The sequence below is a fragment of the Vibrio tapetis subsp. tapetis genome (genome assembly GCF_900233005.1).
GTDB lineage: Bacteria > Pseudomonadota > Gammaproteobacteria > Enterobacterales > Vibrionaceae > Vibrio > Vibrio tapetis.
The window spans coordinates 3280139-3294397 of the sequence record NZ_LT960611.1 but is presented as its reverse complement, the minus strand read 5'-3'; the positions used below and the strand labels follow the sequence as shown (position 1 = coordinate 3294397).

Below are 14259 nucleotides of genomic sequence, written 5' to 3'. Positions count from 1 at the left end.
GATAACAGCACTAACTGTTTATGGTTTTGGCCACTTTTGCTAGGCGACATCTTCTGATGTCGCTTTCTTTTTTTCTGCACGATCTAATCATTAAATCACCACTATTTGTCCAGTATTTCATCAAACAATCATTTCTTGTTTATTCCGTTAACTTGTTAGAACAAAATTATTTTCCACAATGCAGGATCGTTATAAGATCAAAGATCTTTGGTTTCTCTTTAGATTAAGTTGTTGTTTTTAATTGAGTAATATGTTCTTTCAGCCTGATTTTTTTACTGTTAATTATCGGTGGATAAGTTTTACCAACAGAGTTATCCACAGTTAGGGTTGATTTTTGTTGCGCAACAGAAGAATGAAGCCATGAAATGGAGTAACCACTATCATCGCTTAGATTTAACCAAGCTTTGTCTTGTATTCAAAAGAGAATACATGGCATCGGAATGAGAGTCATGGCATCCTAAGCGCACAAACTAATACACTGCATGGATCAACTAGATTATGGCTACCATACCTGACAACCCGCTTATTCTTATCGATGGCTCATCTTACCTATATCGAGCTTTTCACGCCTATCCGGGCACCATGAGTAACGGTGAGATCCCAACCAACGCAGTGTATGGCGTGGTGAACATGCTAAGAAGCATGATGCGTCAATTTTCTTCTGATCGTATTGCCGTGATTTTTGATGCTAAAGGTAAAACCTTTCGCGACGATATGTATCCCGAGTACAAAGCGAATCGCCCATCAATGCCAGATGATTTACGTTGCCAGATTGAACCATTACACAATGTAATTCGTGCGATGGGGCTGCCGCTTATCTCAATTCCCGGCGTTGAGGCTGACGATGTAATCGGTACGTTGGCATCGCAAGCCTCCAAAATGGGCATGCCAGTGCTGATTAGCACCGGTGATAAAGATATGGCTCAGTTGGTCGACGAGAACGTCACACTGATTAATACCATGACTAATGTCGTGATGGATCGCGAAGGGGTCATCGAAAAGTTTGGCATTCCACCAGAGCTGATCATCGATTACTTGGCGCTTATGGGTGACAAGGTCGATAACATTCCCGGTGTTCCAGGTGTTGGCGACAAAACGGCAACAGCCTTGCTGCAAGGTATTGGCAGCATGGAAAAACTGTACGATAACCTTGATGACATTGCTGCACTTGGTTTCCGTGGTTCGAAAACCATGGCGAAGAAGTTAGTTGATAATAAAGATGAAGCATTAATGTCCTACAAACTCGCTACCATCAAGCTGGATGTTGAGTTAGAAGAGACGCCTGAATCTTTGGTTAAGACAACGCCAAATACTGATGAGTTGATAAAACTGTATGGTCAGATGGTCTTTAAATCGTGGTTGAATGAATTGTTAGAGGGCGGCACGGGTGAAGTTGAAGCGATTGAGCGTTCACCTTCTTCAACTGCTGCTAATAATGCTTCTTCTATTGCAATGGAAACGTCGGCCGTCTCTATTGATCGCAGTAAATATGAAACAATCTTGGATCAAGAAAGTTTCAGCGCTTGGTTAGAAAAACTAAAAACAGCCGAACTTATCGCGTTTGATACTGAAACCGATAGTCTAGATTACATGGTGGCAAACTTAGTTGGGCTTTCTTTTGCGATTGGCGAAGGTGAAGCGGCTTATGTTCCTGTTGCGCACGATTACCTTGATGCGCCAGAACAACTTGAGCGTGATTGGGTATTAGAGCAATTAAAGCCTCTTCTAGAAGATCACAATGTGGCAAAAGTAGGGCAAAACCTTAAATATGATGCCAGCGTTTTGGCTCGTTACGATATCGAAATGAAGGGCATCAAACACGATACCATGTTGGCTTCTTACGTATTTAATAGCGTAGGTGGCAGACATGATATGGATAGCTTAGCATTACGTTTTCTTCAACACAGCTGCATTTCATTTGAGTCATTAGCCGGTAAAGGTAAAAAACAGCTAACTTTTAACCAAATCGATTTGGAGCAAGCTTCTCCCTATGCCGCTGAAGACGCTGACGTGACGTTGCGTTTACACAATCGCATTTACGACAACATCGAACAAGATGAAAAACTAAACCGCATTTATAGCGAACTTGAAGTGCCGCTTATTCCGGTGATTTCACGCATAGAGCGCACCGGAGTTTTGATTGACGACATGATGCTTGGTGCTCAATCACAAGAAATTGCGGCTCGATTAGACGAGTTAGAGAAAAAAGCATTTGAAGTTGCAGAGCAAGAATTTAATTTAAGCTCTCCGAAACAACTGCAAACCATTTTGTTTGAAAAAATGGGGCTACCGGTTGTAAAGAAAACGCCGTCTGGTGCACCGTCGACTAATGAAGAAGTATTACAAGAGTTGGCGTTGGATTACCCGCTCCCGAAATTGATCTTAGAGTACCGTGGACTGGCGAAACTAAAATCTACTTATACAGATAAACTGCCTAAGATGATTAACCCAACAACGGGTCGTGTTCATACTTCTTACCATCAAGCGGTGACGGCAACGGGGCGTTTGTCATCGACCGATCCAAACTTGCAGAACATTCCAATTCGTAATGAAGAAGGCCGCCGTATTCGCCAGGCGTTTATTGCACCACATGGCTGGAAGATTCTCGCTGTCGATTACTCTCAAATTGAATTACGCATCATGGCGCACCTTTCTGGAGATAAAGCGTTATTAGAAGCGTTTGCCAACGGAAAAGACATTCACGCAGCAACGGCAGCAGAAGTGATGGGCGTTAGCATTGATCAAGTCACCTCAGAGCAACGTCGCCGAGCTAAAGCCATTAACTTCGGTCTTATCTATGGCATGAGCGCGTTTGGTTTGGCAAAACAACTGGGCATTCCTCGTGGTGAAGCACAACACTACATGGATACTTACTTTGAGCGCTACCCAGGCGTAATGCAATACATGGAAGACACGCGCTCAACAGCGTCTGAGCAGGGATTCGTAGAAACCATATGGGGCCGTCGTTTACATCTACCAGAAATTTCGTCTCGAAATGGCATGCGCAGAAAAGCGGCAGAACGTGCTGCAATCAACGCCCCTATGCAGGGAACGGCTGCCGACATCATTAAGAAAGCAATGCTGTTGGTTGATGAATGGATAGAAGCCGAAGGCAACGGTCGCGTTAAGTTACTAATGCAAGTGCACGATGAATTGGTGTTAGAAGTAGAAGAATCCGCATTGGTTGAAATTGAAAGTAAAGTACAAGAATTGATGGAATCAGCTGCAGATCTGGATGTGCCACTGGTCGCAGAATCTGGTCATGGTGACAACTGGGATCAGGCTCATTAGACGTTTTTTAACCAAAATTGAATAACTAACTTGAGCCAGCGCACATGCTGGCTTTTTTTTTATGTTAATAAAGTGCTTTGAGCGTCCTTGCCTTTCGTAATTTTAGTAATTAATGATGAAAATAAATTACGAAAACAGTTTCCATTTCTGAGTGATTGTTGTACATTATCTCTTGTAGGGTACAGAGGTAAGATGTTCTATCTTTCAGACCTTTTGTTTCACGTTATTGGATTAGGCTGATTCAGCCGCCCCAGTCAGCTTTTGACTGGGGCGTTTTTTATTGTGTCAAAACAAAAGCTTACAATGTATCTTGTTATCCTTTCTCATCTCGATGTTTCCATCTAAGTTTTAAATTTTCACTTACATGTCTCAACATTACGTATCTTTATAAAAGCTCAGACTGTTCAATTTACATACAAAGTGTGATTTTCGAATAGAATGGTCTGATGTAATAAACATCCTTTAAAAAACGTGAATATTTCTTTTAGATAAATAAGTTGCAGTATTCTTGGCTAGCGAAATATTGGCCAGAGGTATGTTATTTGATGTGGTGGTGTAATAAAGATAAGAAACGGGCAGAAGTGCAAGTTTTCAAGACAAACTGATCGAAAAATCTTGAATTATGTTGATGGGTAGTCGAGAATTTTAGACCATAACTATAAAATATTTTTCTCTCCCGTTGCCCCACCTATAACAAGGTGGGGACTTATTTGGATACTATCGAGATGGTCGTGCTTCTATAAAAGTTGCGATTTTATTTGGGCGACGTATCTATTCGTTTGTATCAATATCGTCTTCGCTTTCTTCTTGAAGAAGCGCGGGTGCAAACCATTCATCAAGCTTAGCTCTTAATTGGTCAACGCCAATGCCTTTCAGTGACGAAAACATACCTACTTCCACATTAGGGCCGAAGCCTTGTGCATCTTGACGAATTTTAAGGAGCTGCGCATTTCGTGCACCACTTTTAAGTTTGTCTGCTTTAGTCAGTAAAATCTGAACAGGAATGCCAGAATCCACAGCCCAGAACACTAATTGCTGGTCGAGATCTTTCATTGGATGACGGATATCCATCAAAACGACCAAGCCTTTTAGTGATTCACGTTTTTGTAGGTATTCACCTAACGATTTCTGCCATTTCTTTTTTAGCTCTAGCGGAACCTGTGCAAAACCATAACCCGGTAAATCCACAATGTGGCAATTGTCATGAACTTTAAATAAGTTAATCAATTGAGTACGACCTGGGGTCTTACTGGTTTTGGCCAAACCACGTTGGTTTGTCAGTCGGTTGAGTGCACTTGATTTACCCGCATTAGAGCGGCCAGCAAACGCAACTTCGACACCCATATCATCAGGAAGGTGGCGAATATCGGGAGCACTCGTAATAAAATGCGTATTTTGGTAATGAATTTTTGCGCTCACTGTTAACTCCATCTCGTCTTTGTGTAGTCGAATGATTACTTTTTCGTTAAATTGTGTAAAATAACCGTGATCGGTATAAGGTCGCCTATTGTACCATGAGCAACCACTTAACGTGGTACTGGAAGCTTAATAATAATAATGGAATGTCATGAAGAAAATAGCGCTAATCTTGAGTTTATTGGCCAGCTGCACTGCGTGGGCTCAAGGTAGTATTGAAGCTGGCAAAGCAAAATCCGTAACGTGTGCCGCCTGTCATGGTACAGATGGTAACAGTCTGATTACGACTTACCCTAAAATAGCGGGGCAACATGCGAAGTATCTTGAGAAACAACTCAAAGATCTAAAGCTTGGTGCTGAAACTGCAGGTAAGCAAGGTCGATACGATCCCGTGATGAGCGCGATGGCAATGCCATTAAGCGAGCAAGACATGGCCGATCTTTCAGCCTATTATGCTTCATTACCTATTTCTGAAACATCGACTCTAGAAGATGTGGTTGCAAAAGGTAAAGTTCTCTACCAAGCTGGTAGCATTGACCGTGGTATTACCGCATGTATTGCCTGTCATGGACCTCGTGGTAACGGCACGGAATTGTCGGGCTTCCCTAAAATTTCTGGCCAGCATGCCGACTACGTGAAAGCACAGTTACTTAAGTTCCGTGCAGACGAACGTAGCAACGATATGAATGCAATGATGAGCGATATTGCGAAAAAGCTCACCGATGACGATATCGAAATTTTATCCAAATATGTTGGCGGCTTGCATTAATTAAAGCGGCCTGACGTCTCTTTCGATAACCAGTATTCGGAAGTGAAATAAGCTCAGAATGAAAAGCAGCAGTCTAATCTGCTGCTTTTTTACGTCATCATTACTAATTTTTGTGGAAGTGCTCAATAAAACTCCACTCTAGCATCACTTTCTGGTATCTTGCGCATCCCTAACGGAGGATGTCAGAATGCACATATGTCCACTTTGTGAACACTCTCATGTCATTGACTATTTTGCTGACAAACGTAGGCAGTACTTACAATGTACCCAATGCCAGTTTGTTTATGTCGATCCACAGCAAAGGTTAAATGCAGAAAGAGAAAAAGCGCACTATGATTTGCATGAAAACGATCCAAGTGACCAAGGTTACCGACGGTTTTTAAGCCGTATGGCTGAGCCAATGGCGGAGCGTTTAATCGAACCTTCTAACGGGATAGATTTTGGATGTGGTCCAGGGCCGACTCTGTCGATTATGATGGAAGAGCAGGGGCACACCATGGCGTTATACGATATCTACTATTACCCCGATAAGCAGGTATTAGACACAACGTATGACTTTATGACTGCAACCGAAGTAATAGAGCATCTTTACGATCCTAAATCGGTATGGCAGCAATGGTTGAGTTTAGTCAAACCAGGCGGCTGGATTGGTGTGATGACCAAACTAGTAAAAGACGTGGAAGCGTTCGCCGGATGGCATTATAAGAATGATCTCACACACGTGAGCTTTTTTAGCCAAGCTACCTTTAAATACTTGGCAGCGCGGGATGGACTCCAACTCGAATTTATTGGCAATGATGTAATTTTACTGAGGAAGCCCAGTAATGAGTCGTAGTAAAAAATCAAGAAAGCCAGGAGCGTCAGGCGCTCCTGAAGTTAACGTTACACGTAACCGTAGCGAATCCAATGTAGAAGGCCGTTTACGTAAAAAAGTTAAAAATCGTAAAGGCTTAAAATCTGGCAGCCGCCACTCTGATGTAGAGCAAGGTAAGCAAGGTAATGGTGGTAAAGCACGTGACCCTCGCTTAGGCAGCAAGAAAAAGATCCCACTGATTATTGAGCCGAAGCAAAAGCAAACTAAGCAACAGCGCAAACTGTCTGCTGAGCAAGAGCTTGAAATGCTAGAGCAAGATGCACAATTGATGGTATTGCTTGATCGCCTAGAAAGCGGTGAAAGCCTTGGTGGCGGTCTACAAAAATACGTTGACGAGAAATTGGATCGTATTGAAGTATTGATGAAGCAACTGGGTCTATTTGAAGAAGAACCAGAAGCTGAAATTGAAGCGCCAGCACCAACAGCGAAAAAGAAATCGAGCTCTGAAGAAGACTTATTGTCTCAATTTGAAGATGTCGATTTGAATGATTTTAACGAATTTAAGGACTAGTTTTAGCTTATGTCAGTAACTTTGTTGGCCTCTTTGGGCGGTTTGATAATTATCGGCCTTGGCTCTTATGCTGGTTACCTATTACTGCAAGTTAAAAAGCAGAAGGAACTGCAACAGCAACATCAAGCTATCGCCATTGCTAAACGTAATGCGAATATTTTTGAAAACGTCGATGCTCTTTGTGCCGCAGGCATTCAAGGGCAATGCGATTTATCGGAGATAAGCATACGTGTGTGTGGGATCTTGGATTACGTCCAAGGTGATGAAAAAGTCGATGTTGCTGCCGACTATCCAGCACTGAATGAGCTTCACGTCATCGTAAAAGATATGGAGCGTGGAGATGCTCGCCAAGCACTCGCTAAGCAGGATCGTATGAAGCAAAATTTGCTCAGAACGAAAGCCGAAGCTCGCTTGTCAGATACCATTGTGGCTGAGTTAACAACGCTGCAAAAGCGTATTAAGCCCCTCAATAATCAAATCGCGGTCACTCAGATTGTTCATTAGTCGCTGAGACTGAGTCAAAATACCGAAAGTGCTAGTGATCAAACTAGCACTTTCACACATTTCTAGTTTAATTTAAGTATCTCCACATCATCAGTGAATGAGGTTGTGGCAAAATACCCGTCCATAGAAAAATATAATGGAAGTACAGCATGTCTAGTGATCAAATAGTTTGGGATCAAGCGGTATTAGATAAATACAACTACTCTGGGCCAAGATACACCTCTTACCCAACCGCGTTAGAGTTCCATGAAGCATATACCATCTCAGAGCTTGATATGGCATGCACTCGTTATCCTGAGCGCCCATTGTCACTGTATGTGCACATTCCGTTTTGCCATAAGCTTTGTTACTACTGTGGCTGTAATAAAGTGATCACCCGTCATCAGCATAAAGCAGACGATTACCTTGATGTCTTGGAATTAGAGATCCGCCAACGAGCGTCGTTATTGGCTGGCCGTGGTGTGACTCAACTGCATTTTGGTGGTGGCACTCCGACGTTCTTGAACAAAGCTCAAGTGACGCGCTTAATGACACTGTTGCGTGAAGAATTTCACTTCGAAGCGGATGCTGAAATCAGCATTGAAGTAGACCCACGTGAACTTGAATTAGATATGTTGGATCACCTGCGTAGTGAAGGCTTTAATCGCCTGAGTATTGGTGTCCAAGATTTTAATAAAGAAGTGCAGAAATTAGTTAACCGTGAGCAAGATGAAGAGTTTATCTTTGCCATGGTAGAGCGCGCCAAACAGCTGGGTTTCCGTTCGACCAACTTAGATCTGATTTATGGGCTGCCAAAGCAAACCAAAGAAAACTTTGCAGAAACCATGGCTCAAGTTCTGAAGATGAAACCAGGCCGATTATCCGTCTTTAATTATGCGCATATGCCCAATTTATTTGCGGCACAACGTAAAATCAAAGATGAAGATTTACCCGCACCAGAAGTGAAAATGGCTATCTTGCAAGATACCATTGCGACATTAACAGGGGCTGGTTACCAATTCATAGGCATGGATCACTTCGCGCTTCCTGACGATGAATTAGCCGTGGCACAGCGTGAAGGCATTCTTCATCGTAATTTCCAAGGTTACACCACCCAAGGTGAGTGTGATTTGGTCGGCTTTGGTGTGTCGTCTATCTCAATGGTTGGCAACAGCTACGCTCAGAACCAAAAAGATCTGAAGAAATACTACGCGCAAGTGAATGATATGCGCCATGCACTCTGGAAAGGAGTGTGCCTTGATCAAGATGACCTGATCCGCCGTGAAGTGATTAAACAGCTTATTTGTAACTTTAAGTTGGACACTCGTGCGATAGAACAAGAATTCAACCTTCAGTTTGAAAAGTACTTTAAAGAAGATTTAGCCCTACTGAAAACCTTTATAGACGATGAACTTGTTGAACATGATAACAATGAGATCCGAGTGACTCTACGCGGTCGCTTGCTTATCCGTAACATTTGCATGTGTTTTGATAAGTACCTACGTAACCGCGCAAGACAACAACAGTTTTCGAGAGTTATTTAAGAGCAGGCTTAGGGACGCTGCGCTACAGGCTACAGGCTACAGGCTACAGGCTACAGGACAGAGCAAAAGAGCGAATAGAACAAAACAAAAAGCCGACATAGGGGACTATGTCGGCTTTTTTATTTATTGAGCGCTATGGAAGGTTAAAGGAGTACGTTCTTTTCCGCCTTCCGCCTTCCGCCTTTAGGCTCTATCTTTCACCTTTTCTTTCAGCTCTGCTTTTTCAGCATCAGAAAGGAATGCCAGTTCAAGGCCGTTGATTTGTGCTTGGCGAATTTGCTCTTGGCTTAAGCCGGCTTGAGGTGCTGCGACTTCGTACTCAAATGGAAGCTCAATGCCTTCTACCGCAGGATCATCGGTATTAAGACACGCAAGTACACCATGCTCTAAGAATTGCTTCACAGGGTGGTTAGCGAGGCTTTCAACCGTACTGGTTTGGAAGTTTGAGGTTAGGCATGATTCAATACCGATGCGATTTTCAGCTAGGAAGTCCATCAGTTTTGGATCGTGAATCGCTTTAACACCGTGGCCGATACGTACCGCGCCAAGCTCTTGAATCGCTTGCCACATGCTTTGTGCACCAGCAGCTTCACCAGCGTGAACCGTTACTTGCAAGCCCGCATCACGAACTTGTTTAAAATGAGAAACAAAACGTTCGCCTGGTTGGCCAAGCTCATCACCTGCTAAGTCGATAGCAACAATGTGATCTTTTTGCGTAAGCAGAGCATCTAATTCTTGCTGGCAAGCATCTTGGCCGAAAGTGCGGCTCATGATACCAATTAAGTTCGCTTTCACGCCAAAATCGCGAACGCCTGCTTGTACACCGTCTACCACAGCTTCGACCACACCCGCTACTGGAAGGTTGTGTTTCATCGCCATGTAGTAAGGTGAGAAGCGCAATTCAGCGTAATCAATTTGAGCATTAAGTGCGTCTTCAACATTTTCATAGGCAACGCGGCGACAGGCGTCGAGATCGCCTAAAACAGCCACACCCCAATCTAGTTTAGAAAGGAAAGCCACCAATGAAGGCTCGGCTTCGACTATTTGTACGTGAGGACGCAGTGCCTCTAGGTCGTAAGCTGGCAATGCTACGCCAAACTTTTTGCCCAAATCTAAAATGGTCTGACTACGGATATTGCCATCTAAATGGCGGTGAAGATCGGTAAGTGGCAGGTTTTTAGTAATCATTATCAATATCCCAGTCGCTAATTATTCAGCTAAGTATAAGAATCTATGTTCTTGATGTCAGCAGGTAATAGCTAGAAAATCAACCATTATGCGGAATCTTGCTTCATGTTTACTAATTCTGTTGGCCATTCCGCGAAAGGGAGTGGGTGGCTAAATAGGTAACCTTGCGCTTGTGGGCAGTTCAGTTGGCGAAGGATATCGGCTTGTTCAACGGTCTCTACGCCTTCAGCAACCAGGTTAGATTTAAACCCTTTTGTCATATTGACGATAGCCGCAACAATCGATGTATCGATACTGTCTTTATTGAGCTGCATGATGAATGAACGGTCTATTTTTAGGCAGTCAAAAGGGAGTTTGTGTAAGTAAGCCAAAGAAGAATAGCCCGTACCAAAGTCATCAATCGCGATCTTGATGCCCAGCTGCTTAATCGTCTGCATGTTCTTCAAAATAACGGGATCGTTATCGACGATTCTAGACTCCGTAATTTCAAGCGTTAAGTTGTTTGGGTCAAGTTTTGTATCGAGCAAGATTTGCTTCAAATTAACGATAAACTCAGGTTGAGATAGCTGATTAACCGATAAGTTAACGTGTAGGCTGAAATCTGTTGGCCATTGACCGCTATGAATCGCCAATGCCGTATCAGTGCATGACTTAAGTAATATTTGATGGCCAATATCGCCGATTAACCCGCTTTCTTCGGCAATAGGGATAAATTCAAACGGTGGGATCACACCTCTCTCTGGAGAGATCCAGCGAGCTAAAGCTTCGGCACCTAATACTTGGCCGTTTTCTAAATCAACAATAGGCTGATAAAAAGGCACAAATTCACTATGAGCAATGGCTTGATTCATTTCAGCTAATGTTTGGGTTTTCTTGCGTGATGCATCGGCCATTTCCGGTCGATAATGTGCAATACGTAAAGACTCTTGCTTGGCATGGCTCAGTGCAATACTCGCATTGCGCAGCCAAGTACTCATGCTGGCTAGGCTGTCTGTTGTGACTATGCCTATTGAAACATTGATAACGACGGTCTCATCACCCATTTGAAAAGGGGAGCTTAGTGCTTGTTTAATTCGGTTTGTCATTTCGTCAAGCCCAGAGATACTGGTGCTATCGGGTTGGAAAATGGCAAACTCATCACCGGATACGCGGGCAAGCATTGAATCCGCTTGGCATTGGTGCTTAAGGCGTTCGGCCAGAATAATCAGTAACTGGTCTCCGCTGTAGTGGCCCAAGCTATCATTAATGTCTCTGAATCGGTCAATACCAATTAAGATCAATGAGCCATTATCTAGGTTATTGACCTTACAACTTGCTTCAATCAAACCTTGTCGGCTATAGAGTTGAGTTAGGGAGTCATAGACTAATTGAGCGCGCAGGGCTTCAAACGAATTTTGGTGATTGTGAGTCATGTTATTGAACGCTGAAACCAACATACTCGTTTCATGGATATGGCCTGGCTCGGGCATTGTGGCATCCCAATCGCCCGCGGCAATGTCATTGGCTGCTTTCGCGGTGCTGGTGATGGCGCGAGTAATGCGATTAAAGGCCATTAAGCCGAGCAAGAGGCCAAAAAAGCTGACCGCTAAACCTATCATCCATCCTGTTTTTTGTTGTTTTGGTAGGTCGCCTAACAAGTCAGACTCAGAGACAATGACCATGATATACCAGTCAAGACCAAACTCATTGTTAAAGCGTGATAGCTTACTGAAATAACGTTCGTTATCTAATTCATAGTCAAACATGAACGCTGAATATGGGGTGGTTAACGGTTCAAAGTTGATAAATTTAGCGCTTTCACTTAGGACAGGGTTGATGTTTTCTGTTGCTAATAAGCGCATACTTTTGGCCGATTGAGTGGTGCCCATGGAGACAACACTATCCGACTCAGAGTGAGCAATCAGCCGTTTATCTTTATCAAATACATAGATTGAAGAGGAGGTTCTGTCTTTCTGTTCAACTAGAAATTCGTTGAAGGTATCAATTTGAACATCGGTGGCTGATACGCCAAGCAATTTCCCATTTTTTATTACGGGGTTTAACGCTGATAAGGTGATTTCTTGTCTTTCATCAGCATTGGCATAAATCTTAGACCATGAAGGTTTTAACGACTCTGCAGCCGGCTTATACCAAGGCCGAACCCGAGGATCATAATTTTGAAACTGGGAACGAATACCTGAAAGGGTGTCGTTGCCTTGATAAATCCTGAGTTCACCGTCGGTACGTTGATCTTTGAGCATCAGGGTGGTTTTGTTGCTATTTTCTTGGCGAAAACCAATATATTCGCCGTTTATTCCGCCAAATCCGATCACATCGAGGTGGCCAACTTCTTTGTACAAGTGAGCAAAGCTCATGGCCAAGAAATCTTGAATTTGAGTCATATCGCCAGGCTGATAAAGGTTACTGAATGCGATAGTACGGGATAAGGCGATGTTAGCTTTATAGGGTTCGTTTAGAAAAACTTTGAGCTTAGTATTCGTATTTTCAGTGAAAGCGACCAGTTGTTTGTGGCTCAGTTTAGTGACCATATTTTCGTAACTGGTGTATTGGACAAATGCGATAACCCCTAGTGTAAATAGGAACACTATGACCAGTGGTAATATAACGGCCGTTCGTAGGGTTAGCTTTTTATGGTCCATCACTTTGATTTTTAAATAATACTATTAATAGTCATGATAGCACGTAAGACTTGATTAGCTATTAAACAATCATGACTATAATTCATACTAAGGCATATCAAGTTCCTTCAATTTCCTCGTTAGGGTATTGCGTCCCCAACCAAGTAATTTTGCGGCATCTTGCTTGTGACCATTGGTATGTTCGAGTGCTGTTTTTAACAGTATACGTTCAAATTCAGGTTGTGCGTATGCCAGTAGCGATGATTCGCCTTTCTGTAGTGATTTTCGTGCCCATTGTTCCAATTGTTGCTGCCAACCTATGTTGTCCGTATTTTCAGTTTTTGATGGCGTGTGCTCGATGAGCTCTCTTGGTAAATCGCTAGGCAACACTTCATTGCCACTAGCCATCACTGTCAACCAACGACAGACATTTTCTAGTTGGCGAACATTACCAGGCCATTCAAGTTGATTAAGTTGGCTGACGGTATCTGGATGCAAGGTTTTCATTTCAACACCGAGTTCTTCAGCGGCCAGACGCAAAAAGTGAATGGTGAGCTTTTCGATGTCTTGTTGACGTTCTCGAAGTGATGGGATGTGAACTCGAATAACGTTAAGACGGTGGAACAAGTCTTCCCTAAAGTCTCCTTTGTTGACCAACTGCTCCAAGTCTTGGTGTGTCGCCGCGATAATTCGCACGTCTACATTGACCGGAGAGTGACCACCGACTCGGTAAAACTGCCCGTCTGCCAAGACACGTAATAATCGGGTTTGAATGTCTAATGGCATGTCGCCAATTTCATCCAAAAATAAGGTGCCGCCATTGGCTTGTTCAAAGCGGCCTTGGCGCACTGCGTTCGCACCAGTAAAGGCGCCTTTTTCATGCCCAAACAGTTCTGACTCAATCAGGTCTTTAGGGATCGCGGCCATATTGAGAGCAATAAATGGATTCTTAACTCGCGGGCTATGGCGGTGCAAAGCGTGTGCGACCAGTTCTTTACCGGTACCGGATTCTCCATTGATGAGAACTGAAATTGACGACCTCGATAAACGGCCGATCGCTCTGAATACTTCTTGCATGGCAGGCGCTTCGCCAATAATTTCCGGCGCATTTGATACTAGAGCATCATTTTCAATAGGGAGGTGTTTACGTTGTTCATGGCTGTGCGCAATAGCGCGCTCTACCAGAGCCAAGGTTTCATCAATATCAAACGGTTTCGGTAAATATTCGAATGCACCTTCATGGTAGGCATTGACTGCTGCATCTAGATCTGAGTGTGCGGTCATGATAATGATCGGCAAATCAGGATATTGCTGCTGGACCTGTTTTAAAAGCGCTAGGCCATCCATACCGGGCATACGAATGTCGGATACGATGACATCAGGCGCTTGTCTTTCTAGCGCAAGCAGAACACTTTCTGCATCGGCGAACGTATCACATTGGATCTGCGCTGAAGAGAGCGTTTTTTCCATCACCCAACGTATTGAACTGTCGTCATCTACGACCCAAACAAAGCCTTTACTCATAATGATAATTCCTGTTCCCGCAGCGTAGCTAAGGCCAAATG

General features: G+C 43.4%; 11 protein-coding genes. 7 read left to right on the top strand and 4 right to left on the bottom strand.

Annotated elements, in window-relative coordinates; genetic code table 11:
• Nucleotides 1-498: 498 nt before the first annotated feature.
• Nucleotides 499-3291: a DNA polymerase I gene (gene polA, locus VTAP4600_RS14755; protein WP_102523492.1), complete on the top strand. Its 2793-nt coding sequence runs from the start codon at nt 499-501 to the stop codon at nt 3289-3291.
• Between the two features lie 192 nt (nt 3292-3483).
• A complete protein-coding gene (gene spfP, locus VTAP4600_RS26785) occupies nt 3484-3531 on the top strand; it encodes a small protein SpfP (protein WP_438356636.1) in 48 nt (15 codons plus the stop codon).
• A 531-nt stretch (nt 3532-4062) separates the two neighbouring features.
• Here the strand turns inward: spfP and yihA are convergent.
• The gene (gene yihA / locus VTAP4600_RS14750) at nt 4063-4710 is read right to left on the bottom strand and encodes a ribosome biogenesis GTP-binding protein YihA/YsxC (protein ID WP_102523491.1); all 648 of its coding nucleotides are present in this window, start codon (nt 4708-4710) and stop codon (nt 4063-4065) included.
• A gap of 148 nt (nt 4711-4858) precedes the next feature.
• Here yihA and VTAP4600_RS14745 point away from each other — a divergent pair, with 148 nt between their 5' ends.
• From VTAP4600_RS14745 to hemN, 5 genes are all read left to right on the top strand, one after another.
• Nucleotides 4859-5476, top strand: coding sequence for a c-type cytochrome (locus VTAP4600_RS14745; RefSeq protein WP_102523490.1), 618 nt, complete (start codon nt 4859-4861; stop codon nt 5474-5476).
• A gap of 187 nt (nt 5477-5663) precedes the next feature.
• Entirely contained in the window at nt 5664-6311 is a 648-nt protein-coding gene (locus VTAP4600_RS14740; RefSeq protein ID WP_102523489.1) for a class I SAM-dependent methyltransferase, read from the top strand.
• Complete coding sequence (gene yihI, locus VTAP4600_RS14735; protein ID WP_102523488.1) at nt 6301-6861, top strand: Der GTPase-activating protein YihI; 561 nt, start codon at nt 6301-6303, stop codon at nt 6859-6861. The genes VTAP4600_RS14740 and yihI overlap by 11 nt, the downstream gene beginning before the upstream one ends.
• 9 nt (nt 6862-6870) lie before the next feature.
• Nucleotides 6871-7365, top strand: a complete 495-nt coding sequence (locus VTAP4600_RS14730; protein ID WP_102523487.1) for a DUF2489 domain-containing protein — start codon at nt 6871-6873, stop codon at nt 7363-7365.
• A gap of 149 nt (nt 7366-7514) precedes the next feature.
• Nucleotides 7515-8888, top strand: a complete 1374-nt coding sequence (gene hemN / locus VTAP4600_RS14725; protein ID WP_102523486.1) for an oxygen-independent coproporphyrinogen III oxidase — start codon at nt 7515-7517, stop codon at nt 8886-8888.
• A gap of 183 nt (nt 8889-9071) precedes the next feature.
• Here hemN and add read toward each other — a convergent pair whose 3' ends face one another.
• The 3 genes from add to glnG form a co-directional block, all read right to left on the bottom strand.
• On the bottom strand, nt 9072-10076 hold the full coding sequence (gene add, locus VTAP4600_RS14720; RefSeq protein WP_102523485.1) for an adenosine deaminase: 1005 nt from the start codon (nt 10074-10076) through the stop codon (nt 9072-9074).
• Between the two features lie 86 nt (nt 10077-10162).
• Nucleotides 10163-12715, bottom strand: coding sequence for a phosphodiesterase GepA (gene gepA, locus VTAP4600_RS14715; RefSeq protein ID WP_102523484.1), 2553 nt, complete (start codon nt 12713-12715; stop codon nt 10163-10165).
• 87 nt (nt 12716-12802) lie between these two features.
• On the bottom strand, nt 12803-14218 hold the full coding sequence (gene glnG, locus VTAP4600_RS14710) for a nitrogen regulation protein NR(I) (protein ID WP_102523483.1): 1416 nt from the start codon (nt 14216-14218) through the stop codon (nt 12803-12805).
• Nucleotides 14219-14259 lie beyond the last annotated feature (41 nt).